The 26,393-nt window shown below is 60.3% G+C and carries 26 protein-coding genes; 15 read left to right on the top strand and 11 right to left on the bottom strand.

Annotation, left to right across the window (positions count from 1 at the left end; all coding sequences use genetic code 11):
- Positions 1 to 240: 240 nt before the first annotated feature.
- A complete protein-coding gene (locus P3T22_RS07665; RefSeq protein ID WP_429324660.1) occupies positions 241 to 468 on the bottom strand; it encodes a hypothetical protein in 228 nt (75 codons plus the stop codon).
- Positions 469 to 819: 351 nt separating this feature from the next.
- On the opposite strand from P3T22_RS07665, the gene P3T22_RS07670 reads away from it, so the two are divergent.
- Positions 820 to 1,596: an IclR family transcriptional regulator gene (locus tag P3T22_RS07670; RefSeq protein ID WP_429324661.1), complete on the top strand. Its 777-nt coding sequence runs from the start codon at positions 820 to 822 to the stop codon at positions 1,594 to 1,596.
- Between the two features lie 146 nt (positions 1,597 to 1,742).
- Here P3T22_RS07670 and P3T22_RS07675 read toward each other — a convergent pair whose 3' ends face one another.
- The 5 genes from P3T22_RS07675 to P3T22_RS07695 form a co-directional block, all read right to left on the bottom strand.
- Positions 1,743 to 2,609, bottom strand: a complete 867-nt coding sequence (locus P3T22_RS07675) for an alpha/beta fold hydrolase (protein WP_082855364.1) — start codon at positions 2,607 to 2,609, stop codon at positions 1,743 to 1,745.
- A gap of 51 nt (positions 2,610 to 2,660) precedes the next feature.
- Positions 2,661 to 3,770, bottom strand: a complete 1,110-nt coding sequence (locus tag P3T22_RS07680; protein ID WP_082855363.1) for a flavin reductase — start codon at positions 3,768 to 3,770, stop codon at positions 2,661 to 2,663.
- Positions 3,767 to 4,789, bottom strand: a complete 1,023-nt coding sequence (locus P3T22_RS07685; RefSeq protein WP_063499468.1) for an LLM class flavin-dependent oxidoreductase — start codon at positions 4,787 to 4,789, stop codon at positions 3,767 to 3,769. Before P3T22_RS07685 ends, P3T22_RS07680 begins: the two co-directional genes overlap by 4 nt.
- A 49-nt stretch (positions 4,790 to 4,838) precedes the next feature.
- A complete protein-coding gene (locus tag P3T22_RS07690; protein WP_063499467.1) occupies positions 4,839 to 5,204 on the bottom strand; it encodes a VOC family protein in 366 nt (121 codons plus the stop codon).
- A 230-nt stretch (positions 5,205 to 5,434) separates the two neighbouring features.
- On the bottom strand, positions 5,435 to 6,223 hold the full coding sequence (locus P3T22_RS07695) for an enoyl-CoA hydratase/isomerase family protein (RefSeq protein ID WP_063499466.1): 789 nt from the start codon (positions 6,221 to 6,223) through the stop codon (positions 5,435 to 5,437).
- Positions 6,224 to 6,870: 647 nt separating this feature from the next.
- Between P3T22_RS07695 and P3T22_RS07700 the strand changes: the two genes are divergently transcribed.
- A complete protein-coding gene (locus tag P3T22_RS07700; RefSeq protein WP_148662321.1) occupies positions 6,871 to 7,209 on the top strand; it encodes a hypothetical protein in 339 nt (112 codons plus the stop codon).
- A 253-nt stretch (positions 7,210 to 7,462) separates the two neighbouring features.
- On the opposite strand, the gene P3T22_RS07705 is transcribed toward P3T22_RS07700, so the two are convergent.
- Complete coding sequence (locus P3T22_RS07705) at positions 7,463 to 8,173, bottom strand: MarR family winged helix-turn-helix transcriptional regulator (RefSeq protein WP_429324662.1); 711 nt, start codon at positions 8,171 to 8,173, stop codon at positions 7,463 to 7,465.
- Positions 8,174 to 8,416: 243 nt separating this feature from the next.
- Between P3T22_RS07705 and P3T22_RS07710 the strand changes: the two genes are divergently transcribed.
- The gene (locus tag P3T22_RS07710) at positions 8,417 to 8,707 is read left to right on the top strand and encodes a DUF4148 domain-containing protein (protein ID WP_063499464.1); all 291 of its coding nucleotides are present in this window, start codon (positions 8,417 to 8,419) and stop codon (positions 8,705 to 8,707) included.
- 291 nt (positions 8,708 to 8,998) lie between these two features.
- Here the strand turns inward: P3T22_RS07710 and P3T22_RS07715 are convergent, their stop codons facing one another.
- Positions 8,999 to 9,916: a LysR substrate-binding domain-containing protein gene (locus P3T22_RS07715; RefSeq protein WP_429324663.1), complete on the bottom strand. Its 918-nt coding sequence runs from the start codon at positions 9,914 to 9,916 to the stop codon at positions 8,999 to 9,001.
- A gap of 180 nt (positions 9,917 to 10,096) precedes the next feature.
- Between P3T22_RS07715 and P3T22_RS07720 the strand changes: the two genes are divergently transcribed.
- Positions 10,097 to 10,795 (top strand): pirin family protein, encoded by a 699-nt coding sequence (locus P3T22_RS07720; RefSeq protein WP_063499462.1) that lies wholly within the window; start codon positions 10,097 to 10,099, stop codon positions 10,793 to 10,795.
- Positions 10,796 to 10,843: 48 nt separating this feature from the next.
- On the top strand, positions 10,844 to 11,266 hold the full coding sequence (locus P3T22_RS07725) for a DoxX family protein (protein WP_063499461.1): 423 nt from the start codon (positions 10,844 to 10,846) through the stop codon (positions 11,264 to 11,266).
- A 136-nt stretch (positions 11,267 to 11,402) separates the two neighbouring features.
- On the opposite strand, the gene P3T22_RS07730 is transcribed toward P3T22_RS07725, so the two are convergent.
- A complete protein-coding gene (locus P3T22_RS07730) occupies positions 11,403 to 12,287 on the bottom strand; it encodes a LysR family transcriptional regulator (RefSeq protein WP_429324698.1) in 885 nt (294 codons plus the stop codon).
- 101 nt (positions 12,288 to 12,388) lie between these two features.
- On the opposite strand from P3T22_RS07730, the gene P3T22_RS07735 reads away from it, so the two are divergent.
- The 6 genes from P3T22_RS07735 to P3T22_RS07760 all read left to right on the top strand — a co-directional run bounded on the left by P3T22_RS07735 (position 12,389) and on the right by P3T22_RS07760 (position 18,554).
- A complete protein-coding gene (locus P3T22_RS07735) occupies positions 12,389 to 13,261 on the top strand; it encodes a pirin family protein (protein WP_429324664.1) in 873 nt (290 codons plus the stop codon).
- 344 nt (positions 13,262 to 13,605) lie between these two features.
- Entirely contained in the window at positions 13,606 to 14,505 is a 900-nt protein-coding gene (locus P3T22_RS07740; protein ID WP_063499458.1) for a LysR family transcriptional regulator, read from the top strand.
- Between the two features lie 131 nt (positions 14,506 to 14,636).
- Positions 14,637 to 15,311, top strand: coding sequence for a histidine phosphatase family protein (locus tag P3T22_RS07745; protein ID WP_063499457.1), 675 nt, complete (start codon positions 14,637 to 14,639; stop codon positions 15,309 to 15,311).
- 105 nt (positions 15,312 to 15,416) lie between these two features.
- On the top strand, positions 15,417 to 16,433 hold the full coding sequence (locus P3T22_RS07750; protein ID WP_429324665.1) for a phosphotransferase: 1,017 nt from the start codon (positions 15,417 to 15,419) through the stop codon (positions 16,431 to 16,433).
- Between the two features lie 43 nt (positions 16,434 to 16,476).
- Complete coding sequence (locus P3T22_RS07755) at positions 16,477 to 17,241, top strand: SDR family oxidoreductase (protein ID WP_063500770.1); 765 nt, start codon at positions 16,477 to 16,479, stop codon at positions 17,239 to 17,241.
- 68 nt (positions 17,242 to 17,309) lie between these two features.
- Positions 17,310 to 18,554, top strand: coding sequence for an acyl-CoA dehydrogenase family protein (locus tag P3T22_RS07760; RefSeq protein ID WP_063499455.1), 1,245 nt, complete (start codon positions 17,310 to 17,312; stop codon positions 18,552 to 18,554).
- A 69-nt stretch (positions 18,555 to 18,623) separates the two neighbouring features.
- On the opposite strand, the gene P3T22_RS07765 is transcribed toward P3T22_RS07760, so the two are convergent.
- The gene (locus P3T22_RS07765) at positions 18,624 to 19,316 is read right to left on the bottom strand and encodes a TetR/AcrR family transcriptional regulator (RefSeq protein ID WP_063499454.1); all 693 of its coding nucleotides are present in this window, start codon (positions 19,314 to 19,316) and stop codon (positions 18,624 to 18,626) included.
- 63 nt (positions 19,317 to 19,379) lie between these two features.
- Here P3T22_RS07765 and P3T22_RS07770 point away from each other — a divergent pair, with 63 nt between their 5' ends.
- Both P3T22_RS07770 and P3T22_RS07775 read left to right on the top strand, forming a co-directional pair.
- A complete protein-coding gene (locus P3T22_RS07770; RefSeq protein WP_063499453.1) occupies positions 19,380 to 21,509 on the top strand; it encodes an alpha/beta hydrolase fold domain-containing protein in 2,130 nt (709 codons plus the stop codon).
- Between the two features lie 640 nt (positions 21,510 to 22,149).
- Positions 22,150 to 23,232, top strand: a complete 1,083-nt coding sequence (locus tag P3T22_RS07775; protein ID WP_429324666.1) for a porin — start codon at positions 22,150 to 22,152, stop codon at positions 23,230 to 23,232.
- A gap of 46 nt (positions 23,233 to 23,278) precedes the next feature.
- Here P3T22_RS07775 and P3T22_RS07780 read toward each other — a convergent pair whose 3' ends face one another.
- Entirely contained in the window at positions 23,279 to 24,052 is a 774-nt protein-coding gene (locus P3T22_RS07780; RefSeq protein ID WP_236720975.1) for a Crp/Fnr family transcriptional regulator, read from the bottom strand.
- Between the two features lie 181 nt (positions 24,053 to 24,233).
- On the opposite strand from P3T22_RS07780, the gene P3T22_RS07785 reads away from it, so the two are divergent.
- Together P3T22_RS07785 and P3T22_RS07790 are read left to right on the top strand one after the other, a co-directional pair.
- Positions 24,234 to 25,877: a fatty acid--CoA ligase gene (locus P3T22_RS07785; protein ID WP_429324667.1), complete on the top strand. Its 1,644-nt coding sequence runs from the start codon at positions 24,234 to 24,236 to the stop codon at positions 25,875 to 25,877.
- A 36-nt stretch (positions 25,878 to 25,913) separates the two neighbouring features.
- Entirely contained in the window at positions 25,914 to 26,387 is a 474-nt protein-coding gene (locus P3T22_RS07790) for a MaoC family dehydratase (protein WP_429324668.1), read from the top strand.
- The last annotated feature ends 6 nt before the right edge of the window (positions 26,388 to 26,393 follow it).

Consider the following 26,393-nt stretch of genomic DNA (forward strand, 5'->3'; position numbering starts at 1 on the left):
CGCGAACTCGGCCTTCATGGTGACGGTCTGCGAGCGCGGAGAGGGGACTTCGGCTAGCGCGCTTGCGGAACTGGAAATGATGATTGATCGCGCTGCCGCGTTTCCGGTATCGCGGCAGAGTCCAGGTAGTCAAGCGCCGGTGCTATCCCACATCAGGCAGGATTTCTTTAGATCAATTGCACCCATTGGTTGCGACCGTCGATGAAGGCAACTTCCCGGCGATACGTCTTTCCAGTGAAGTCAGGACCTTGCTTCGAGCATCTGCTCGTTCGCATCAAAAAGCTTGAACGAAGACACGGTCGTTTTAAGCGTGTTTGCCTGTTCCTCAAGTAGTTGAGTAGCAGACGTAGCCTGTTCGATCAGCGCCGCGTTAGCTTGCGCGATCTTGTCCATCTGAATGACTGCCTGATTGACCTGTTCCAGGCCATGACTCTGCTCGACAGAGGCTGCCGTAATTTCGCTGACCATCTGTGATGCATGCGTAATCGCGGATTGCAACGATCGCGCCTGCCACCGTACGTCCAAAAATTGCCATGCCTTGTCTTCGACCCGGTTGTTACTCTTCCGAAGAAGTTATTTGAATAAAAGGAATGGCAAAAAAGTGTACTACTGATGAAATGAGAGGCTGAAAAATTCAGACGTTTATTCCAGCAGATCGCTTGTCCCTGATCGTCGCAGCTTGCCGGTGTTGAATTCAACAATAATGAATGAGATAATTTATGTTGAACACTATTGGGGTCACCCCTAGACGTGTCAACATGGCGACCGTCCATAGAAACCCGGGGCGGTGATTTTTTGTGACTTCCATATGGCCGAAAAATGACCAATGTGACTGCGAGGCGCGGCATTCAGTCTGTCGAGATTGCGTTCCGAATCCTCTCCGCGTTGCAGACGAGTGAGCGAGCACTCCCGCTCAAGGAGATTGCTGCCTTGTCCGAACTGTCGCCGAGCGCGACGAGCAACTACATGATTAGTCTGGTGCGAACCGGGCTTGCGTCGACGGACGAAAAGCCAGGGTGCTACAAGCTCGGGCCGGCGTCGCTTGCTTTGGGTATGAGCGCGATTAACCAGCTGGACGGATTCGATATCGTTCGCCGGGAGGTGATCGCCTTGCGGGAAGCAACACTGAGTGGCGCGGCCGTGACCGCATGGACCGAGGATGGCCCGGTTAGTCTCTTTAAGCAGGAGGGGCAGACGCGCAGTATTCTCGAGTTGAGAACCGGTCTGATTCCGCTGGTCACGACGGCGGCGGGAAAGCTGTTCATTGCCTGCCTTCAGCCCGGGCGCACCGACGATCTCATCAGCCGCGAACTGTCTGCGGAACAGGAATGGAGTCCGGCTTCCTTGCGGGGAGAAGCGATCACTGAATTGCGTACCTGTGGCTTCACAACGGTCCATCGCGGGGACATGGGTTACGTGTCTGTCGCGGCCCCGATCTGGGACAGGGACGGATATCTTCGATTTGCCATCAGTCTCATCGGATCGCCCGCAACACTGGACACGGAAATTGAAGGTAAGCAGATAAAAGCGCTACTCGATAGCGCGGTTCGAGCTACGGTTGCACTGGGCGGAAAGGTCCCCAGCAAAATTGGGTAGAAGCCGGGCGCGCGATACCGATGCGCGCCATCTGTCCCGGCGAGCGACAAGCAATGGACACATTAGGGCCTGTTATTAGCGTGAACAGGCCCTGAAGCGAGGGCAGCGGCCTGCGCCGCAGCCTCCTCATTGCATTCATCCTTCCATCAGTCTGTCCCGGCTGCGGCAGCTGCCAACACGATGGAATTGAATGCCCCCGGCGCTTCGAGCTTCGGCATGTGGCCGATTGCATCGAGTACGTGGAGTGTCGAATCGTGAGCAGCCTCGTGAATCGGCCGGGCATGGTCGTCGATGGGAGCGACGCGGTCCAGGTTGCCGATAATGACGGAGAGCGGCGCCTGGATCGAAGCAACGACGGATGGCGTATATGTGGAGAAAAGCATATCCACGGCGTGTTCCCAGCCTGTGGCGGTCACCGCGTCTCTCAGCCGTGATACGACCGCGCGAACCAGGGGACCGGCGTTCGGAGCGACCAGCGCGTTGACCACAGCGGCGCGCGCCTCGGGCGATTGTGCCGCTGCGCTTCGCATCAGGACTTCTCGCGCCTGGTCGCGCTCCGCACCGGATAGATGTCCTCGTGCAACATTGGGCGCGCTCAATACGAGAGCGCGTGTAGCCGACGGGTACCGCGCCGCAAACGTTGCAGCGATGACACTCCCCCATGAACTGCCTACGACGGTCGCACGCGCAATGCCGAGCGCGGACAGCAGGGCCATGAGCGCATCCGCATAATCCGTGGCGGCCGGCGTGCCGATCGCAAAGGGGCTGCTTTGTCCATAGCCGGGTGCATCCCAGGCAATCACCCGATGGTGCCTGCACAGTGCGGCGAGCTGCGCGCGATATCCCGCCGAGCTCGAACCAATGCCATGCAGCAGCACGATGGCGGGCGCGCGCTCGTCGCCGGCAACCCGATACGTGATGACCCGTTTGTCGCCAAGTGTCGGGAGATTCAATGCTGCCTGTTCGATGGCGGGCAGCGAGGATTCAAGTAGTTGGCTATCTGTTTCAGTCATGATGGGAGTTTGGCCGATATATTGGTCGCTTTAACTTGGGCAAATGCCAATTCACGCGTCTCCCAATGCAGCGGAGATCTCGTGTGCGGCGTCCCTGAGGGCTTCTGCACAAGGGCTGTCAGCCGCGGCATCGAAATGCTCTGCTGGGCCGATCGCCGTCAGTGCCAGCACGGCCAGTCCGCTCGGGGAAAGAATGGGCACGCTGATGGCGTTGGCGAGCACCCGGTCGTCATAAAACGGCCCGGGGCGCCTTGTCGCGACATGCGAAGCCCTGACGGATTCAAGTACGCTGGCGAATGATTCCGCGGTGAGGGTCAGTTCGCCAGACGCTTGTCGTCCGTTATCACGCAGCTCCGCCGTCACGAATCGATCGACCGCTTCAGGCGGAAGAAACGCCGCGAGAGCCAGGCCCGAAGCGGAAGTCGTCACCGGTAGCACAAGTCCCAGCGGCAGATCGGCGACCACGGGCGTGGTCGCGGCTTGCCACGCGATCACCGTGGGACCGTGATTGCCCCACGCTACCAGCGCAAGCGTCTTGTCCAGTGTATGCGCGAGCCGCAACATGGCGCGGCTGGCCAGCCGGACAGCATGCGGCTGCGATTTCATCGCACCCTCCGTTCCGACCGGTGCGCGGCCGAGGTCGTGCGGGTCGGCGACCAGATACTGCCCGCCGCCGAATACCAGTGGCCGCCGCGTGCTCTGGCGAATGCAATCCACCGATCCGACAAAAATCACATGGTCTCCGCCTGGAAAGCGGGAGACCACCTTGCACTCCAGCCATGCGCTGCAATTGCGCAGTAGCGGCAGCCCGTCGACCCCAAGGTCATAGTCGATGCCGGAGAATTTGTCCGGCGAGCGGGTCGCAAAGTGATTGGCGAGGTCGTATTGGTGCTCTGCCAGGATGTTGATGGTGAATCGTTCGGCATCCTTGAACGCAGAATGGCTTCCCGCGGAGGTCGCCTGGCTCCATAAAACGAGGGGTGGATCCAAAGAAACTGAGGAAAACGAATTTGCGGTGAGGCCGTGCATGCCTCCCTCGGCATCGCGGGTGGTGACCACGGTGACACCGGTGACAAAGGACCCTAATACGTCTCTCAACTGGCGTTTGTCGAACGTCCTGATTGGAGGACGTTCGTGGTCTACCAGAGTGCTGCCATTCATGATGGAACCTTTTGCAACTCGCTGAACGCGGGCATGACGGACTCGTGAAAAAGCCCAATAGATGTCTTGGCTTCGGCGACGGACATGTCGCCGAACATGAACGTTCCGATGAGGTAGTTGAAGTCCCCATCGTGCGCCTGCTCCAGCAGTTTTTCACGAACGGTTTCCGGGCGGCCCACTACGGCGAGGCCCGATTCCACGAGCGTTGCGATGGTCGGCGGAAGCTTCTGGTTGACCGGTTCCGTCCCGTGCTTTTTCCAGAGCTTGTAAAAGTTCGGATAGAAGACTGACCATGCCCGCGAGGCAATTTTCATGGCCTCCTGGTCCGTTTCCGCGACAACAATATAGCGATTCACGCCGATGAGCGGCTCAGCGGCGGACGGATGCCGTTTGGAGAATTCTTCGCGATATCGCTCGGTGATGGCTCTGACGCGTTGGACCGGGCCGCCGCACACGATGTTCATCTTCTCCTGGGCTGGCCATACCGTCGACTCCGGCGACGCCAGCGCGTACCAGGTCGGAGGGGGCGTCTGCAGCGGCTTGAGTTCGACCGGCATGTCGTTGAATTGCCAGAACGTCCCCTGATAGTCGAGGGTATCCGAACTGAGATACCGCTTGATGATTTCATACGACTCGATGTATCTGGCCTGAGCCGTGGCCGGATCGATACCGAGCGCCGCGATTTCGTGGGGCGAGGCGCCTCGCCCCACGCCATACTCCAGGCGGCCGCCGCTCAGATTGTCGAGCATGCAGATTTCTTCGGCAAGACGCACGGGGTGGTGGATCGGGAGAATGTAGACCAGCGGAGACAGGCGCAGTGTCCTGGTGCGCTGCGCGGCAGCGGCAAGAAACACGCTTTGCGACGGGCAAGCGCTCAGCGTGGTCGCATGGTGTTCCGACATGTGATAACAATGGAAGCCGAGCCTGTCGTAAAACTCGATAATTTCCATTCTATCTTCGTACTGCTTATGAATAGGCAGTCCATTGCGATCGTTTTGGTCAAATATACCGAATTTCATCGATTTTCCAGTAAGGTGCGAATTGAGTGGTCTTCTGACTTGGCGCGACTTAGTGCGCCGGAGATTTGCTGAATACCTGAAAGATGTTTTCTTCCGGATCCTTGTAGGTGGCAACAATGCCGTGCGTACCCATGTCGCGCTCTGCGAGTAACTGGCCGCCGGCGGACAGGATTTTCTGCCGAACCTCGTCCTGGGCCTCCCCGGCGACCTGGAAGACGGGGACGGCCCCGACGGCTCCTTGTGCCGCTTCTTCTACCGAGCACAGTGCGAATGCGCTGCGCTGCAGGCGGAATTGAGTCCACTTGTTCTCGTCGCGGAACTGGACAGGCATCCCCAGCGCCGAACCATAGAAATTTTCCAGCCGGCCAATATCCTTCGCGACGAAATAGACGGTTTGTATATCGACTTCTGCCATGGCAGCACTCCGGTAAAGTGTGACAACGGGATTGATGTGATCTCATCGCCGAGGAGCGTCACGCTGTGTGTTGTTCTTTCAGTCCAAGCTCGTCGGTCATGATTTTCCGTATCTGGTACTTCTGGATTTTTCCCGTCACGGTGGTGGGAAACGAGTCGACAAAGCGGATCTACTTGGGGACCTTGCGCAGCTGCAAGCCGGTCTTCCGCGCCATGGGCCTGTCTGATGGCTCATTTGCCGAGAAAAACGACCGGAGCCGGTTCTTCGCCGCGCGCGACGGCTTCTGCACGTGCAGTTCGCCCTTTCCTGGCGTCTTCCGTCATGTGCAGCCCCATGGTGAGATCGAGGACCAGCGCGTCGGCACCGGGCACGCCGCCGCCTGACCATGCCTTGAGGAGGGCGCGAATGGCGCCATACGAGCGCGTAGGGCCGTTGGCAAGTTTGATGGCGAGATCCTCGGCGACGTTCTCGACCTGATCTTCGCCGACGACGAAGGCGGCAACGCCGAGCTGACCGGCGGTCGCGCCGGACATGGGTTCGCTTAGCATCGCGTAGCGCGCCGCATACGCACGGCCCACTCGTTCCGCCAGGCGTTGCACGCCGCCCGCGACAGGTGCCGAGCCAACGGACGCTTCAATACACCGGAAGGTGGCGTTCTCTGCGGCGACAATGAAGTCGCAAGCGAGAGCCAGCTCGAATGCGCCGCCGAATGCCGCACCGCGCACTGCGGCAATCGTTGGAATCTGGAGGGATTCGATTGACCGATAGGTGTGGTGAATCTGCGATATGAACGTCCGCCAATCATCGAAACCTTTGTCGATGAAATCGAGGACGTCGCCGCCCTTGCTGAAGTCGGGCCCCTGTGCACGGATCAGGAGCGACCGGATATCGGCCTTGCTGGCTTCCCGGACGGCCCTCTCAAGGCAGTCGGCGAAATCAGCCGCGATGAGATTCGAGGGAGGATTGGCCAATACGATATGGCCTACGTTCTGACGACGTTCAAAATAGATGCTGTCCATTGAAAGTAATCCTTAATAAATGATGGCGATCCTGAAACTTCGATGTCTCCTGCCAGGCGCTGTGCTGTGTATTCAACAATAGTGAATGCGTACAGCATTGTTGTATATTAGGATGCCGGTGGAGGCGTGTCAACCCATTCGTCGATGACGGCATGCTTGGGACCGCATCTCGGGTCCAAGCCGGAAAGGGTCGGCGTGAAGCGATTCACTAAGTGTTGGCGTTCAAGCGACACGAATGCGGCGTCCGTGGCGTGGGCCTTTATCGTCCTACGGCGCGCAATGGTGCTTTGCGATTCGGGACATGTGCGAACTGTGGTTGTGGAGATAGCATTCCCGGCGGGTCGAACCAGCGGTAATTTCATTGGTTACCGACAGGGCAACTCTGGAGTTTCATCGTGACGAAAGCGAACACTCCGGAACGACACAATTTGCAAGGCGACGCTTCCCGGGTCGACTACGCGACATTCGCCAAAATGCTTTGTTACAAGAATCGCCACAACAGTCTTTGGAGCCAATTCGGCTGCTGTGGCTGACACAAAGGATGGCTGAACGATGTGGAAAGCAATGGTGGATGTTGCGATCGCGATCGCGAGCGCGCGCGATGGCAGGAAGCTGGACATCGATCGGGCGAAGAGCCCATCCAGTACTTGCTCGAACTCTTTATCGATGTCGCGGTTGAGCTGGCTTCAGATGGTTATCAGCGCGGGCAACCTCAATTGCCGGTGGTAGCGTTCACCGCCGAGGAGCATCCTGTCACGCTTTCGCGTACCAATCCTGGCCAGGAGTTTCGAGCACTATTGATGCGGCTGGCAGTTGCCGCAAACGCAGTGGATGCCGGGGTGCTGACGGATACGTTGGTGATGCTTTGGGAGGGTGCAACATCCAATTTCAAATCGAGCAGCGATTCCCGGCGGATCGCTCAGCGTTTGCCGGCCTTGGTCGACCACATAGTCAAGAGCTACGTCCCAGGTCCGGGAGGTGCGTAGCCGTGGCAGTCCGACAACTGGCAGATTCCGGGCGTTACCGAAACGAGTAGGCCATATAGGAACGCCGTTGCTCTAACTACGATGCTGTCAGCAAGTTCACTTCAACTAAAAACAAGGAGTAGCTAATGCGTTCATCCGTGAGCAAGGCGACTTTCGTTGCTGTAGCGCTGCTGCTGGGCCACGTCGTACTACCCGCAGAGCTTGCAGGATGCACAAAAAAAGGCTGCCGCCACAGTGTAATTAACGACTGTAATTAACGACTGTTGCGGGATGGCCGTCGCGCCGCTTTGGTTCGAGATGTTGACTCGATGTTTTCGGTGTCTTCGATTGCCGGGACGTTCAATTCCTCCATCAGGGCCAAGGTACGCAAACAGAACTCCGTACCGCTTGCCCGCTCGGTTTCCGTAAAGTGCGCCATAGCAGGTGCGATCGAAGACTCTTCCGCAAGCTTCACAATGGCTTTTTCGACAACGTCAAGGCCCTTCCTGGTCAGATGAACGATCGACCCGCCGCCGTGACTCGGGTCGGACTGGCGTTCGACCATGCCAAGGCTCGCGAGCCGATCGATCTTCTTGGTTATTGCGCCCGAAGTAACGAGCAGGGAGCGATACAGATCGGTCGGCCGCTTTGCATACGGGTGGCCGCTGCGACGCAGCGCCAGCAGGACACGCATGTCTGACCCGCTGATACCCCAACGTTCCTGGCACCTCTTGTCAAACGCGACTTCGACGAGCGTACCGATGCGCATGAAATAAACCGCGAGCAGGAAGTTCGAAAGATCCAGATTTCTGTATTCCCGCTGCCACTGCTGGGTGATGAATTCGACGTTGCTGCTGCCCGGAGAATGTGGGTTCGTGGCAGCTTCGGCGCGGCCAGCTTCGGCGCGGCCGGCTTCGGGCTGGGTCGAGACAGACTTCTTGCGGGTTCGAGCGGACGTGGCTTGCTTGCTGGCGGCTAGGCTCATTTTCGCGGCTTCCTGGGAAGGTCATGCAATCGCGACCGATTGTAACTCAGCGACAGCAATCGTCTGTAGTGACGAATGGATCCGCGAAATGGTCACCCGTGTTGGCTGATTGTTGCGGCTTTAGCAACAGAGAGTTGGGGAAATTAGTACTTACCCTAGTTATTTTTGCCCATTAGACTCGGTTCAACCGTGACAGGGAAACTCTCGTAGCGCCACTAACAAAAATCGTTGAGGTACGTCATCATGAAGTCGTTCACCAGGATGGTTCTTATCGCTGCCCTTTTTGCAGCACCGGTTGTGTCGTTCGCACAGTCCAGTCAGCCGGAAAGTCGTGCGCAGGTGCGTGCCGATCTGGTGCAGCTCGAGAAAGCGGGCTATGACCCGCACGACTGGATTCACTACCCGGAGAACATCCAGGCCGCTGAAGCAAAAGTCGCGGCTCAGAACGCCATCGCTCAAGCCCAAGCCCCCGTTTCGGGATACGGCGGTGCTGTTGACGGAACGTCTCGTTCGGGCGCGGCAAGCGGTATGTAATATTGGGCGTTAGGCGCCATTTTCGAACATCGCGCAATTTACGGCTGAGTGTTTCCCGCCTGTATCGGTAGGAAACCTCGGCCGTTTTGTTTTAGGTGCGTCTGCCGTGCGTCGTGTCCCGCACAGACGTTGGCCTGCTTATCGACGACCGGGTCCTGGTTGGGCTTCCGTGAGGCGCTGCTCCCGCGAATCGCGAGTCCTTCAAGTTCATGGCATTGAGTGCCGGCCCGCATACTGCACGCTGAAACCGCGGCGCAAGTTGCAGGACACAACGCAACGCGGGCGGCCGCTCTAGCGCTGCCGGTTCAGATCGTCGAATCCCGCAACGAGCGCATCGAGCAGGTGACGGACGGCCGGAACCATGCCTCGGCGCGTGGGGAAGATCGCATGCACAAGCCCCGGCGTGGTAGCCATGCCGGGCAGCAGGTGCTGCAGACGGCCGGCCTGAATATCGGCCTCAACCAGCTCCCTCGGCAGCATTGCCACGCCGACGCCCGATATTGCCGCAATCCGAAGGCTCGCCAGATCGTCGGTCGCCAAGCGGGGCTGATGCGCCCATGAGGTCACGCGCCCTTCAGCGTCGACCAGGTTCCAGACAAATCGCTCGCCGCTGCTGGCCATGGAGAGGGTAGGCCATGCCTTCACGGATTCGATTGAGCCGGGCGCCGGATGGCGTGCCGCCAACGCGGGACTGGCAACCAGAATGTGGATCGACAAGCCTAGCTGGCGGACCGCGAGATCGGTGTTTTCCAGCGGCGGAAGCCTGACCCGGATGGCAAAGTCCAAGCCTTCCTCGACGACATCCACGCGGCGGTTGGTTGCATCCAGCAGAACCTGGACGTCGGGGTTGTCCGCGACGTATCGCGCAATGATCGTGGAGATGCCGGACTCCAGCAGGGCCACGGGGCAGGCGATGCGGATGGTGCCCTGCGGCCTGGAACGCGTGCGGTCCACGATATCTTTGGCGGCCTTGGCTTCCGCTACCAGCGCAAGGCAATGCTGGTGGAACTGCCGCCCGGTTTCCGTCAAAGACAGGCTACGGCTCGTGCGATTGAGCAGGCGGACGCCAAGTTCTTCTTCCAAGGCACGAACGCGACGGCTGAGCTTCGAGGTCTGCAGGCCGAGGGCGCGCGCGGCCGCCGTGTAGCTTCCATGCTGGACCACCTCCGCGAAGAGCCGAAGATCATTGAGGTCAGTGATTGCGTTCATGGGCAGACTTCAATCCCCTCTAATCGTTCTACTGAGGGCAATGATACGTTTCATTGTTGGATCTATGCATGAGTTCGTTGCAAATATAGCATCCTTCCCATCACCTGCATCAGCGCCGCATTCGGTCGGTCGCACAGGCGACAGGCGCCGCATTTGCGGCGGCGGGAAACGGAGGCGGACATGCTCGCACACAGGCGTTGGGAATCATTGGACAGGGCGGAACGAAATTGGCTGCGCGCGAAATACCATTTCGCGGTTAGCGCCGATGGTAATCCCGAGCATGGAGCATTGGGTCCCCTGATCGTCTGGAACGACGACGAGATTGCTGCCGGCAGCGGGTTTCCCATGCACGGGCACCGTGACGTGGAGATCATCACCTATGTACGCCAGGGCCTGCTTGGGCATCGAGACACTGTGGGATCCGACGGAACGATTCAGGCAGGCGATGTCCAGGTCATGAGCGCCGGTACGGGCATACGCCACACCGAGTTCAACAAGGGCGAGGTGCCGCTCAAGGTCTATCAGATCTGGCTGCTGCCTCGTGAAGCCGGTGGCGAACCCGCGTGGGATACCAAGCCGTTTCCCAAAGTCGACCGGTCAGGGCGCTTCGTAGTCCTTGCCAGCGGGTTCGCCGGCGATGAAGAGGCGCTTCCCATTCGCGCCGATGCGCGTGTGCTTGGCGCAATGCTAAAGGCAGGCGAAAGCGTTCGACACGAGTTGGGTCCATCGCGTCGTGCCTATCTTGTCGTGGCCTCGGGACGCATCGAATTGAATGGCGAGCCCGTTGGGCCGCTAGACGGTGTGGCGATCACGAAAGTCGCCGCGGCGCAGATTTCCGCTCTTGAAGATTCCGAGCTGGTGATGGTGGACGCCGGCTAATTCCCTCTCTTGTACTCCACCTGCGCAAATCCATTTCAGGAGATAGTAATGGAACGTTTCAAATTTCTTCCGCTGTTGGGTCGCATTCTGATCGGGGCACCGTTTGTCATGAGCGGGCTGGGCAAGCTCGCAGCGTATGGTGCGACGGTTGGTTATATTGCAGCCATCGGCCTGCCCGTGCCGCCACTCGCGTTCGTTGTTGCCGTGCTGACCGAACTGGGCGGCGGCTTGCTGCTGTTGTCGGGCTACCGGGCTCGTGTCGTCTCGCTGGCAATGGCGGTGTTCTGCGTGGTCACGGCGATGTTCTTTCACCATAACTTCGCAGATCAAAACCAGATGATTCACTTTCTCAAGAACGTGATGATGGCCGGTGGCCTGCTGCAGATCGCCTACTTCGGTGCCGGCGCCTTCAGTCTGGATGCGCGCGCCGGTCGGTCGGGCTCGCGTGCAGCATCGCTGAGCGCGGGTTGAGAAGGCGGCTCCGCTGAGACGGCCAGGCGGAATTCCGTCTGGCCGACACCGATCTGGATATCGAAATGGACAATCTGTTCTGGTGGACCGACATCCTCCTTAACAAGCTCCGTGCGGCCAGATCGCGGCAATCAGCCTACTTCCCCAGTTGTGCAATGAAGGCGCGGGCAGCCGGTCCCGGCGGCGCGTCTTTGCGGTAAACAACCTTCATCGGCATCATCACGTCGCGCGGTAGACCTTCAAGGCGAATCTTCACCAGCGTGCCGCTTTCGAGCTCCGCCTTGACCATGTGCAGGGGCATATGGCCCCAGCCCAGGCCCGCCTTCAGAAAGGCATGCTTGGCCCCCAGATCCGCGAGCCTCCACGTCGAGGTGGCCAATACACCGAATTCGCGTCCCTGGGACAGTGCGGTTCGGTCGCTCAGGACGAGTTGCACGTGCTTCTTGATTGCGGCCGCCGAAATGACGCCTCGGAAACTGGCGAGCGGATGAGAGGGACTGACGACCGTAACCAGTTCGAGCTCGCGCAAGGATTCGACCTGCAGTTCGTCCGTCACGATCGGCAGAGTGCCAATCACGCCAATGTTGCACATCTGATCAAGCACCAGTTTCATCACACCACCCAGCGTCTCGACATAGAGCCGCAGCGGCGTGTGCGGATAATCCTTTTGGGATTGAGCCGCCGCGCTCGTCAAGCTGTCCATGGGGTACATCACGTCCATCGCAACGGAGAGCTCGGGCTCCAGACCCTCTCGCATCGCGCGCGCTCGCGCCTTGAAGCCATCGATCGTGTCCGCTACGGAACGGGCGTCAAGCAGCAAGCTCTTGCCTGCGTCGGTGAGTTGCGGGTAACGGGCAGTGCGGTCGAACAGCTTCACCTCGAGCTGTGCCTCGAGATTCGCGAGGGTCTGGCTGACCACCGATTGCGCGCGCCGGAGCTTCCGTCCGGCTGCTGAGAAGCTGCCTTCATCGACCGCCGCGATGAAGGTCCGGATCTGGTCCAGGGTAATGCCGTCGAGCATATCCATCGCTCCTGTCGATATATAGGATCTAAAAATATAGGCTTTTAAGATGGAGTACAAGCCCTTACCTTACGTGTATCGCGTTTTCTTGAGGTAGAGCCATGAACATCGACACAGCCGTACTCAACCCGATTCCTGAAACAACGCTGGCGCCGCGCCGGATCGCTTTTCGCACCCGTGGCAGTGCGCACGGCGGCATTGCTCGTCTGGCCAGTCCCTCCGATATCGGCGAGTTGATCAAGCCTTTCGTGTTCCTCGATCACGCCGTGGTCGTGCCGACTGGCAAGCCGATGTTCGGGTTCCACCCGCACTCGGGCATCGCAACCCTCACGACCGTGCTGAGTGGCGGAATCTCCTATGCGGACACGACCGGCAAGCATGGCGAACTTCCAGCCGGCGGCCTCGAATGGATGAAGGCCGGCAATGGTGTCTGGCACGACGGAAACGTATTGCAAGGCGAACCCGTACGTCTCTTTCAGCTCTGGGTCGCCCTTCCGCCCGCGCTGGAGAATTCGCCGCCGGAAAGCCAGTACATCTCGCCAGCCCAGGTCCAGCGGGATGGTCCGGTCCGCGTCATCCTCGGCCGCTACGGATCGGCGGCGAGCGATATCCGCGCGCCTGAGGGCATGAACTACTTCCATGTTGAACTGGGCGCTGGGCAGACGTGGCGATACGTGCCACCTGCCGGGCACAACGTCGCGTTCCTGGCGATCGACAAGGGCCGGCTGAACGCATCCGAGCCGATCGAGGCAGGGGATCTCGCCGTGTTCGAGGAATCCGACGGGGCGCCCATCGAGCTGCATGCGGAGGGCGCGACGTCGTTTGTCATCGGCTCCGCTATCAAGCATCCCCACCCCCTGGTGCTCGGCCACTACTCGGTGCACACGAACCCGGACGCGCTTGCACAAGGTGAGGCCGAGATCCGCCGCGTCGGTCGCGATCTGGCCGCGCAGCGTCGCACCGCTGCGGCGTGAAAAACCTGATTCGCGCTTCGTACGGAATGGTCCTGTATTCCGCGAAAGCCATGCCGCAGGGGCAGTCCGCCGACGTGTTCGCCATGATCCGTGAAAATTTATAGGCGTTGCCGGGTTAAGCGGGGCGGGCGGACGAGTCGATCGCCGTCTTTGCGATCGTGCGGAGACGAGGGATAGGTGTGCGCGAAGCGTCCTCATTTCCTGGTTTGGCTGTTTCGCACTGGCAGGAGTAGACTCGCCGGGTTTACTCCGTGATACCCCACCGATCGGCGCTTTGCGCCGATGCATGCGCGTGAACGGGAGGAGTCGAAAATACAGTTCGAGTGGCGTCGGGGAATTCGAAAATGCGTCTGTCAAAGGTTGATCTGAATCTCTTCGTGGTCTTCGAAGCTGTCTACAGAACGCGAAACCTGACGCGCGCAGCGGAGCTGCTGTTCATCACTCAGCCTGCTGTCAGCAATGCGTTGGCGCGCATGCGCAAAGCATTCGACGATCCGCTTTTTGTCAGTACGTCGGCCGGCATGATGCCGACGCCCGTTTCGGAAAACATCATCGGCCAGGTTCGCGAGGCGCTGCAGCTGCTTGACTCGAGTACTCACGTCGGGGGACGCTTCGACCCCGCCTCGTCTGAGCGTACGTTCCGGCTCAGCATGACCGACCTCACGGAGGCGCTCCTTCTGCCTGCACTGGAGGAGGTGCTGCAGCGGCTGGCGCCCGGCATCCGCATCGAAAGCTACTTCACGACGCGCAGAGAGGTTCCGGAAGCATTAGCCAGCGGTGCGGTCAATCTTGCCATCGACGCGCCGCTGATTGACGACCCCTACCTCGAGCAGGGGCCGCTGGGTCGCGACCGGTATGCGTGCATGCTGCGCCACGACCATCCGTTCAAGAGGAAGAAGCTGACGATCGACGACTACCTCGGGTTCGGTCATATTCACGTATCCAGCCGCCCCCAGGGACCTGGCCTTGTCGATGCGGAAATGAACAAGCTGGGCCTCAGGCGATCGATTCAGACGCGGGTTCAACACTATATGGTCGCTCCGTTGATCGCGATGCGAACCGATCTCGTCCTCACGGCCCCCCTCGTGCTCCTGCAGCGCTATGACGCGCGAATCCTGGAGCTGCCGTTCGATCTTCCGGATCTCGAGTCTCATTGCTACTGGCATCGAAGCGTGACCGGGGACCCGGCGCATCGCTGGTTGCGCGAGCAGATTGCCCGCCTCATGCAGGAAATGAACCAGTAGCCGGGTCTGCGGGGGCCTGGCGGCCATAGGTCCCCGGTGTCACCAAAATTTATGGCGAGCTATCACAACAATCAATTTCCTGAATGATGCGGCGCTGGGTATTCTGCTAGCCATACTGAGACGAGGATGGCATGGCAGAACTCTATCTTGTACGGCATGGCCAGGCGTCTTTCGGCGCCGAAAATTATGACGAGCTATCTCCTTCCGGCCGCACGCAATCACGTTGGCTCGGCGAGTACTTCGCGCAGGCGAAATTGCGCTTCGATCGCGTTGTCATCGGCACCATGCAGCGGCATCGGCAAACGGCCGATGCCATTCTCGCCGCAATGGGTGGCCCGCAAGTCGAGATCGCCCACGACGCGGGTCTGAACGAATACGATTTCCAGGCATTGTTCGCCGCCCTCGGCGAACAGGGCATGCCGCTGGGTTTGTCGGTCTCAAGTTCGAAGAAGGACTTTTACAAAGGGCTCCGGCACGTGCTGCAGCTGTGGGCCGATGACCGCTTGCCGGGCTCTGTTCCAGAGACATGGCATCAATTCCAGACACGTGTCCAGCGTGCGCGCCTCGATATCCAGCGGGCCGGCGGCAAGCGCGTTCTGGTGGTGAGTTCGGGCGGTCCGATCGCGGTAACCGCCCAACAGGTTCTGCAGGCGCCTGCTGCGGCCGCGATTGCACTGAACATGCAGATTCGAAACAGCAGCGTTTGCCAGTATGTCTTTAACGACGGCGCGATGTCGCTAGTCAGCTTCAATTCAGTGCCTCATCTCGAACATGCCGAGCGGCATGAATTTGTCACCTACGGCTGACCTCGATCCGGATTCTCACTCAATGAACCACCCCCACGCTCACTCACGTTCGCTGCCCCCCAAGGGGGCTGTTGCCTCCCTCGGGACGGCCCAGCGGGAGGCAACATGAACGGCAGCCTTCATTTCGACATCGAAGATCTCACACGTTATCTGACGGCGCACGTGTCCGGATTTCAAGGGCCGTTGTCCGTCGAGAAATTTCCCGGCGGACAGTCCAATCCGACGTTTCTTTTGAAGGCGCACAGCGGGCGCTACGTGCTGAGGCGTCAACCTCCCGGCGCACTGCTCAAGTCCGCCCATGCCGTTGACCGTGAGTTTCGCGTGCTGTCGGCGCTCGGCCGAACACCAGTCCCTGTCGCGCGTGCCTGGCACCTTTGCGAGGACCGCGACGTCATCGGCAGTCTGTTTTACGTCATGAGCTACGAAGATGGGCGAATCTTCTGGAATCCGGCGCTGCCCGAAGTCCCCGTCGAGGAGCGCGGCGCCATCTACGACGCACTGCTCGGCACGATGGCGGCGCTCCACGACGTGGATATCGACGATGCCGGATTGTCGGACTACGGCCGCCCGGGCAACTATTTCGCGCGTCAAATCGACATCTGGACCAGGCAATATCGCGCCGCGCAGACCGATAAATTGGAGGCGATGGAGTCGCTGATCGAGTGGCTGCCTGCGCACTGTCCGGCGGAAGCCGGAAAGCAGTCGCTCGTGCACGGCGATTTCCGTATCGACAACCTCATTTTCATGCGCGATGCGCCGCAAGTTCGCGCTGTTCTCGACTGGGAGCTATCCACGCTAGGCAATCCTCTGGCTGACATTGCGTACTTCTGCATGTGTTTGCGGCTCCCGCCCAGCAGTCATATCGCCGGACTCGAGGGCTTGAATCGAGAGGCGTTGGGGGTGCCGGACGAGGCGTCGATTGTCGAGCGGTATTGCGAGCTGCGGGGCATTTCGTCGATTGAGAACTGGAACTTTTACCTGGCGTTCAGTTTCTTCCGGCTCGCCTCTATCGCGCAGGGCGTGAAGAAGCGGGCCTTGAGCGGTAACGCATCGAATGACAAGGCGCGCCAGGTGGGGGAGATGGCTGAAGTGCTTGCGAAGATGGGCGTTGACCTGATCTGAAGACAGGCAGGAGAAGCGGAACGTAGACATATTGGAGGAGATTGTGACTACTAATTTGTTTGACCTGAAAGGAAAGATTGCGCTGGTGACGGGCGCGAGCCGCGGTATCGGTGAGGAGATCGCCAAACTGCTCGCCGAGCAGGGTGCCCATGTGATTGTGTCGAGCCGCAAGCTGGAAGATTGCGAATCGGTGGCGCGCGAGATCAAGGAAGCGGGCGGGAGCGCTGAAGCGCAACCGTGCCATGTCGGGCGTGTCGAGGACATTCTCGCGATCTTCCAGCATATTCGCGCACGGCATGGCCGGCTGGACATCCTCGTCAACAACGCGGCGACGAATCCGTATTTTGGCCACATTCTCGACACCGATCTGACGTCGTTCGAAAAGACGGTGGAAGTCAACCTGCGCGGTTACTTCTTCATGTCCGTGGAAGCGGGCAAGTTGATGCGGGAGCACGGCGGCGGCGCGATCGTCAACACGGCTTCGGTCAATGCGTTGCAGCCTGGCGACCGGCAGGGAATCTACTCGATCACCAAAGCCGCCGTTGTCAACATGACGCGGGCATTCGCGAAGGAGTGCGGGCCGTTGGGGATTCGAGTGAATGCGCTGCTCCCTGGACTGACCAAAACCCGCTTTGCGGGGGCACTGTTTGAAGACCAGGCCATGTACGAAAACTGGATGTCCAAAATCCCGCTGCGGCGTCACGCGGAACCTCGTGAGATGGCGGGTACCGTGCTTTACCTGGTGTCCAACGCTGCGAGCTATACCAATGGAGAGTGTGTCGTCGTCGACGGTGGACTGACGATCTAGTCACGTGGTCGAGGCACGCCGTTGGCTGATGCGTCGACGACATTAACCAGGAACAAGGAAGAGTAAAAATGGATTTTGCATATAGCCCGAAAGTCGAAGCGCTGCGCACCCAGGTGCGTGCGTTCATGGACGCTCACATCGTTCCGCGCATCCGCCAATGGCACGACGAAGTGAGTGCAGGTCAATATCCGGTTTCCTTTATGGAAACCTTGAAGGAGCAGGCACGTGAAGAGGGTCTCTGGAACCTGTTCCTTCCGCATCTGCGCGATGACGAGCCCGGTACCCGCCTGACGAATCTCGAGTACGCGCCGCTGGCTGAAATCATGGGGCGGGTGTCGTGGGCGTCCGAGGTGTTCAACTGCAATGCACCGGACACGGGCAATATGGAGTTGCTCCATATGTTTGCCACGCCCGCTCAGCGCGAAGCGTGGCTCAAGCCCCTTCTTGACGGCAAGATCCGCTCGGCGTTTGCGATGACGGAGCCGGCTGTGGCCTCCTCGGACGCGACCAATATCACGACGTCGATTCGTCGTGATGGAGATGACTATGTCATCGACGGCCGCAAGTGGTTCATCACGAATGCAGCGCACCCGAATTGCACGCTCTTCATCGTGATGGGCAAAACGGATCCGGACGCACCGAGCCACCGTCAGCAGAGCATGATTCTCGTGCCCCGCGATACACCCGGCGTCAAGGTGATCCGCAATATCACGGTGGTCAATCACGTGGCACCGGAAGGCCACTGCGAGATCGAGTTCAAAGGCGTGCGCGTACCTAGGGCGAATCTCCTCGGTGAAGAGGGCGGCGGCTTTGCGCTCGCGCAGGCGCGCCTTGGCCCGGGACGGATTCACCACTGCATGCGTTCGATCGGCGCCGCGGAGTTGGCGCTTGAATTGATGGTGGAACGGGCCCAGGCTCGCACGACATTCGGAAAGAAGCTGTACGAGCACGGGGCCGTCGCCGAATGGATCGCGAAGTCCAGAATCGAAATCGATCAAGCGAGGCTGTTTGTTCTCAAAGCCGCGTGGATGATCGACAACGTGGGTGCGAAGGAGGCGCGCAAGGAGATCTCGATGATCAAGGCGCTCGTACCGAGTGTTCACACCGCCGTTTGCGAGCGGGCGATGCAGGTGTTTGGCGCGATGGGGCTGAGTCCCGACACGCCATTGGCTGATAGCTGGACGTGGGGCCGTGCGTTGCGGTTCGCGGATGGCCCGGACGAAGTTCACTTGCAGAGCATTGCACGTATGGAAATCAAGGCGCAGCCCTATGAGCCGGGGAAGGATAGTCCGTACCTGACGGCGTCGGTGTAACGCATAGGGTCATTTCCAAAAAGTGGCCTTGCGGGGGGGGCTTGGGTTTCCGACGCGTGGGCGAGACGACTAGCGCTCGCCGTCAGATCCGCCTCCCAGCAGGGACCGCGTTTCCTTCGACGGTTCTGCCGCGAGTACGCTTTCAAAGCTGTCCATCAAGCTGGACACCGCGTATTGCGGCGACCAGAGCCCTCCCGAATCGCCACTGTCCCGGCTTGCTTCCCACGCTGCCAGTGCGGCATTGCCGTAGATGCTGACGAGCGACAGCCGGTGGTCGACGATGGCTGCCGGAATCTCGGCAAGCAGGTCCCGGAGCAGGGCGTTGCAACGCTGATAGCCCAGATTCCACTTGTTTTCCAGCGCTTCCCGCAAGAACGCGCGGTTGTTCAACTGCAAGTTGGCGATCATGCGGATGTACGTCGCCTGACCCGTACGATCCGCCAGCTCAAGCATCGGAAAGAGCAGCGCGCCTAATACCGCTCGCACGGTTATCCCTTCCTCCGCCTCCAGTCTGTCGAGCCGCGCCTGACGGTCTTCGTCTATCAGACGCGCGCCGTCGACGACCAGCTCACGTGCCAGTTCCAGTTTGTTGCCGAAGTAATAGCGCAGCGAGGCGCTGTTGCGCTGCCCAGCGGCGGAGATGATGTCCTGCACGGACACGCCGTCCAGTCCACGCAGCGCGAACAGGCGCTGGGCTTCTTCTTTTAAGCGAATTCGTGTCTCCGCCCCATCCGAGCGAAGGGTTTTCCCTGGCGTTGTCATTACTTTACCGTGTCGAGTTAATTAACTAAACTTGAATAACTAACCGAGAAGGAGAAACTTAGTATGAAAGTCATAGTTGTTGGAGGAGGCATTGGTGGCTTAACGACCGCTCTGGCGCTGCTGCGCCACGGCATCGAGCCGATTGTACTGGAGCGCGCGCCGCAATTGACCGAGGTCGGGGCGGGTGTCCAGATCGCTGCGAACGGCACGATTGTGCTGCGGGAATTGGGGCTCGAGCCGGCGCTGGCGAGCATTGCGACCGTGCCGGAGCGCTTTGATTACCTCGAGTTGTCAACGGGACGTCTCCTGTACGTTGCCCCGCTCGGCAAGGAGGCAGAGGCCCGTTACGGCGCGCTGCTCTACAACGTCCACCGCGCCGACCTGATCGACCTGCTCGCGAAGGCTGTGCCGCCCGGTGTGATCCGGCTGGGGGCCGAATGCGCGTCGGTTTCCCAGGATGACGAGGGCGCCTGCGTCACGCTGCAAAACGGCGAAGTGATTCGTGGCGACGCCGTGATCGGCGCGGACGGCATTCACTCTGCCGTCCGGACGGCCCTTCGGGGACCGGAGGAGAAGCAGTTCGCCAACATCCTGATGTGGCGCTCGCTGATCCCTGCCGACCGGCTCAAGGGCCTGAGGCTGCCGGTGGCGGGGAACAACTGGTTCGGCGTGGGCCGGAATATCGTCTCCTACTGGGTGCGCAAGGACCTCTACAGCATTCTCGCGTCGGTGCCGGCAACCGAAGTGAGCCGCGAGTCGTGGACGCAATCGGGCGACGTCGCGCAACTGCGGCGCTCGTTCGAGGGGGCCGAGCCGACCGTCCAGAAAATGCTGGAAGCCGTGGACTCGACGTTCATCACGGGGATGTACCACCGGGATCCGATCGAACACTGGAGTACCGGACGGATCGCGCTGCTGGGCGACGCCGCGCATGCGATGGTGCCCTACCTGGCGCAAGGCGCCTGCCAGGCGATCGAAGACGCCTGGGTGCTCGCCACCTGTCTCGCGAACCATGGCCCGGCTGGCGTTCAGGACGCGCTGCTGGAATACGAACGGCGCCGCCAGCCGCGTACGACGCGGATTCAGGCGGGCGCGCGATTTGTCGTCGATTGGGCCCACGAGCCCGACGAGGCACGGGTACGCCAGCGTAATGGACGCCTGAAGGGACTCTCGCGGATCGATCCGCTGGCCGAGGCTTCGTGGTCGTTCGCCTGGGGGCACGACGTCCTCGAGGCCGCCAGGCTGCCGCCGGGCGAGGTCGTTGGCTTGAGCGCGGCACGCGAAGGAAAGCGGATGGTGCGCCCCGAGAGCCAGCGCGCTTTCGATCTCTGGAAAGGCGTGTTCAAGCCGGATGACATTGCGCGCGGCGACCGGGGGCAGCGTGCAGCCTACGAACGGTTCCTTCTGGAGCAGTTCCCGGCGCCCGCAAGCACCGAAGCGACGGACGTCGATCTTCACGGGGTGAGCGCGTTGCGCGTGGTTGCGGCGGGAGCAGGGCACAAGGCGACCGTGTTGCACTTCCACGGCGGCGGCTACGTGCTCGGAACGGCTAAGAGCTCGGTTGAATACGCCAGCCGTCTCTCGCACGCCCTGAACGGTCCGTGCTACACGGTCGACTATCGCCTCGCGCCCGAGCATCCGTATCCGGCGGCGTTCGACGACGCATTCAGCGCTTATCGCGGCTTGCTCGCTGCGGGTGTCGATGCGTCGACGGTGTTCCTGAGCGGCGAATCGTCCGGCGGCGGCCTGGCACTCGCGCTGGCGGCTGCGTTACGTCGCGCGGGCCTGCCGTTGCCGGCCGGCGTGATTGCAATCTGCCCGCTCACCGACCTCACGCTTGGTGGCCCCTCCGTCATGGCGAATTCGGGAGACGACCCGGCCGCGAATCGCGAGACGCTTTCCAACCTCGTCGCGTCTTACTTCCAGGGCCACGAGCCGACCGATCCGATGGTGTCGCCGCTGTTCGCGGACCTCGCCGACCTTCCGCCGGTATTCCTTTCGGCCGTGAACGGAGAGGTGCTGGAAAGCGACACGACTCGCTTTGCGGAGCGGGCAAAGGCAGCCGGCGCGAACGTGCAGTTGAAGATGGTGGCCGATTCGGTTCACGTCTTCACGCTCTTCCCGTTCCTGCCGGAAACCGCTGAGACGCTCGAAGAAATCGGCCGGTGGAGCCGTCAGCTCCTTCAGAAGTAGCGCGACGCATCCGCCTCGCGAATTGCGACATGAAGTCGAAGCGCTGGCCGGATTCCTGCGGCAGCGCTGCGGCATCGCCTGGGGTGAGCGCGTGGGGCTGGCGTCGCCTTCGTCGGCGAGCACGCGACGGAACAAGAAGATGAAACGCGGAGTCGCAATGCCCAATTCGAAGGCCGCCCCTGAAACAGGGCGGGGGGAGAGGTTCTCGTTCTATGGCGCCTGTGCGATCTGCTTTGCCAGGCGCCAGGGTTATCCCGCACGCCTGTTCAACGCGGCGGAATAAGGCGTGCCGCGGTGGTCGCTGCGTTCGCAGCACGGAATGTAAATTTTCTGGCAGTTGCAGTCCCCGTTTCCGGGCAACGTGTGGTTGTGGGCACAACGCCTCGATCGGAGCCGGTGCCTCCAGAGGACGAAGTTTTCGTCGAGCCGGCAGGTTGATCAAGTCGTCTCGACCCATCGGGTCACGCAACGCGAATAAATCAAGCGCTCAAACTCCGCTGGCAATAAATCAGGTCTAGACGTTATTCATATAGTTCGTAGTACAACATAATCATAATATTGGAGTCTGTAAATGAGGAAGGTAAGGAGATTGTCCGGAAAGGTGTTGCATCGACGCAAGGCCGGCTTGTTGGCTGCCATCATGTCGACTGCGACGATGTACTCCGTCCCGGCAGCGGCGCAGTCGTCGGTAACGCTTTTCGGCCTCGTCGATCAGGGAATTCGGTACGCGACTCATGCGGATCCGCAAGGCGATTCTCGCGTCCAGCTCGCCAACGGCGCAAGCGAGAGCGCTTGGGGACTCAAGGGCGCGGAAGACATCGGCGGCGGAACGAAGGTCGTGTTCCAGCTCGAGAATCGCTTCTTCCCGAATTCCGGGGCGACCGATCCTGCTTATCCGTTCTTCAACACCGCATTTGTTGGCGTGCAGTCGAGCAGTTACGGAAAGCTGACAATGGGCCGCCAGCTCAACCCACTTGCCGACGCGGTTCTGAGCGCCTTCATCACCAATCCATGGCTGCCGACTTTCTACCAGTTTCGGCCGGAAGTCACGATGGCTCAGGGCGTGTGGACCAGCAACATGGTCAAGTACGCGGCGCGATGGCAATACTTGACGACTGAGGTGTCCTACGCGTTTGGTGGCAATGCGGGCGCATTCGGCTCGGGAAGTCAGATTGGGGCATCGATTCTCTATCTGCCCGGCGTACCATTGCGTCTGGCTGCCGCGTACCTCGACTCGCGCGATGCCGTGAACGGTTCCGCGCACTTCAAATCCTGGACGGCAGGTGGGTCCTATTCGTTCGGCGATACGACGGTCATGGCCGGCTGGGCCGTGAACAGGCAGGACGCCAAGTTCGTCGGCAATTTCCCTAACGGTCCCTTCAGCCAGCCGGAATTGTCCGCGCTGGAATTCAATACGTTCAGTGCCCGGCAGATGTTTTATGGTGGGGTCACACAGCTGATAGGGAACGCGACGCACCTTTCTGCGAACGTGTGGCGCACGATTCAGACCGGGAAGACGCAGGCAGCCAACGGGAACGCGACGCAATTCCAGCTGCTCGCGGACTATAACTGGTCGAAACGCACGGATACCTATCTGGAAGCCGATTACTCGCTGTACCGCGGCGGAATGGTTGGCGCACAGTTCCAGGGCATCAACGCCCTGAGCTCGGCGTACGGCACGACCCAGCTAGGCATCACGGCTGGCTTGCGGCATACGTTCTAGCGCCGGGACGGCGAGCGGTTCGAGAGTGCACCGGCGGGAGCGATCATTAAGAATCCTGACAGGACGCGAGGACGTCCTTCGAACATATTTCGATTCGACCATACCGGAGAGCGATCGCTCCTTTTTCGGCCAATGCCTTGAGCTCCAGCGACAGTGTCTGGCGCGTGATGCCCAACATCATGGCCAGCGTGTCCTGCGAGACGCTGACATTCTGGCGACTCTGCGGCCACATGGTCACGTCGCCCGACGCGAGCAGCAGCAGGCGGCGGGCAACGCGTGCGCGTGTCGAGTGCAGCGTGGCATCTTCGATTATGCGATAGAGCCAATTCATATGGATGGACTGCAACTCGGCGATGGCCCGGAGGAACGCCTGACTCTGCATCAGTTCGTCAAAGGCAGGTGTCCTGACCACGAAGACGGTCGATCGCTCGATCGCGACGACATCGCGCGGGCGTGGGTGGCGACCGGTCATGGAGGTCTGTCCAAACCAGTTGCCGGCCTCGATGACGGCCAGGATCGCCTCCTTGCCGTCTTCACGAAGCGTAAAGGCCTTGAGTCTGCCGTCCTTGAGACCATAGAAGCCGCTCGGCGTATCTCCCCGGCGGAACAGAAATTCGCCAGGCTGCAGCGCGATCAATTCGCTTCGTTGGATAAGCGCCTCCTGCTCGGCCGCAGGCAAGGAGCAGAACCACTGGTTTGCCCGCATTTCTTCGGACGTTTCGGTCATGAATGCCATGTTGAAGCGGTCAATGTACACATCTGCTGAAAACACGACGGAGGATCGCAAGTCCAGCGGCGAGACGCGGGAAGTACGGGACATGCGAACGCCTGTCTCCCCAGACTGTATCCCCCGGCTGTATCCGCAGCATTCCCCCATTCGGGGGGTACTTCCCGAGCCCTGACACTCGGATCATTGTGCGAACGCGATGCCACGGCAGGCAGAGAAAAATAAGTAGATCAGTATTCGCTGGCAATCCATTGTTGGACTAAAGGAGATATCGATGCAGGACGAAGTCAAGACGCAAGGGTCCACGGCCTACGCCTATCCGTTGCTGATCAAGCAGCTGTTGCTCACGCCGTTCGTTCAGGCGCAGGACGAGGAGATCGTCTACCGGGATCAGTTCCGGATGACCTATGCGACGTTGCGCGAGCGTATCGCACGCCTCGCCAACGGTTTGAGCCAGCTTGGCGTGCAGCACGGCAGCACGGTTGGGGTGATGGATTGGGACAGCCACCGCTACCTCGAGTCCTATTTCGCCGTTCCGATGATGGGCGCTGTCTTGCAGACCGTGAACGTGCGTCTGTCCCCGGCGGAAATCGCCTACACGATCAATCACGCCGGCGCTGAGGTCCTGCTGGTTCACACGGATTTTCTGCCGGTCGTCGAAGCGATCAAGGACAAACTGGAAACGGTGCGTACGTTTATCTGGATCGATGAGCCAGGTAGCGAAGCGGGTGCACACAGTATTCCCTTCTCGGCTGAATACGAGTCGATGCTGGCGGCGAACAGCACGAGCTACACGTTCCCCGATTTTGACGAGAATACGCGTGCAACGACGTTCTACACCACCGGTACGACCGGTCTTCCCAAGGGCGTCTACTTTACGCATCGGCAACTGGTGCTGCATACCATCACCCTGATGGCGGCACTGGCGAGCCCTGTCTCGGGACAGCGTTTCCATCGTGGCGACGTGTACATGCCGCTCACCCCGATGTTTCACGTCCACGCATGGGGCGTGCCGTATATCGCCACGGTCATGGGTGTGAAGCAGGTCTATCCCGGGCGTTATATGCCGGACCGGCTCGCGCGACTCGTGCGCGAAGAGGGCGTCACGTTCTCGCATTGCGTCGGCACGATCCTGCACATGCTGCTCTCGTGCGAGGAGGGCAAGGCGACGGACATGAGCAAGTGGAAGGTCATCATCGGCGGCGGCGCGTTGCCGCAAGGCCTCGCCAAGGCGGCGCTGGACCGGGGCATCGACGTGTTCGTCGGCTACGGGATGTCGGAAACCTGCCCCGTGCTCAGTCTCGCGCAACTGCCGCCCGGAGCCGAAAAACTCGACGCCGACGAGCAGCTTCGCCTGCGCTGCAAAACGGGCCGGCCCGTTCCGCTGGTTGACCTGCGTGTCGTCGACGACAACATGGACCAACTCGTCCACGACGGCAATGCCGCCGGCGAGATCGTCGTGCGCGCCCCGTGGCTCACACAGGGCTACCTGAATAATCCCGAAGCTTCCCAGCAGCTTTGGGCCGGCGGCTATCTCCATACGCAGGACATTGCCAATATCGATCCGACGGGCAACATACAAATCACCGACCGTTCGAAGGACGTGATCAAGTCCGGCGGCGAGTGGGTTTCGTCGCTCGAGATAGAAAATCTGATCTCGCAATACGCTGGTGTTTCCGAGGTGGCCGTCATCGGCATCAAGGATGAGAAGTGGGGCGAGCGGCCAGTGGCGCTGGTCGTGCTCGAGGAGGGGATAGCAGTCACGGAGGACGACATCAAGCAGCACGTACTGTCGTTCAGCACATCCGGAAAGATATCGAAATATGCGGTGCCGCAGATCGTGAAGTTCGTCGATGCACTCGGAAAGACGAGTGTCGGCAAGATCAACAAGAAGTGGCTGCGCGAGCAGTTCGCCTGATTGGCGAGCAAATTTCCGGGAGTGGAAGCGAAGAGTATGGGAAATGACTGCGTCGGGAATTACAGCGTCGCCACCATCGGCGACTTCGTGGGTCGCGAGCTGGGGGTGTCGGACTGGGTGGTGGTCGATCAGGCGCGCATCAATGCGTTCGCCGAGTGCACGGGCGACAGGCAATGGATTCACGTGGACGAGGAGCGGGCGAAGCGCGAGAGTCCGTTCGGCGGCACGATCGCACACGGTTATCTGACGCTGTCGTTGCTGGCGGCCATGGCGATCGAGATCGGCATCGTTCCAAAGGACGCTTCGGCGGGCCTCAACTACGGTCTGGACAAAGTGCGCTTCATGACGCCCGTCAAGGCAGGTGCGCGTGTGCGTGGTCGTGTCACGCTCGTGTCGGCGCAGAGCAAGGGCGGCGGCCGCATCCTCATCAAGGCAATGAACGAGTTGCAGATCGATGGCGAGGACAAGCCGGCACTGGTGGCAGAAACCCTCGCGATGCTGGTCGCGTGATCCATG

This window comes from Paraburkholderia sp. GAS348, assembly GCF_050434205.1.
GTDB lineage: Bacteria > Pseudomonadota > Gammaproteobacteria > Burkholderiales > Burkholderiaceae > Paraburkholderia.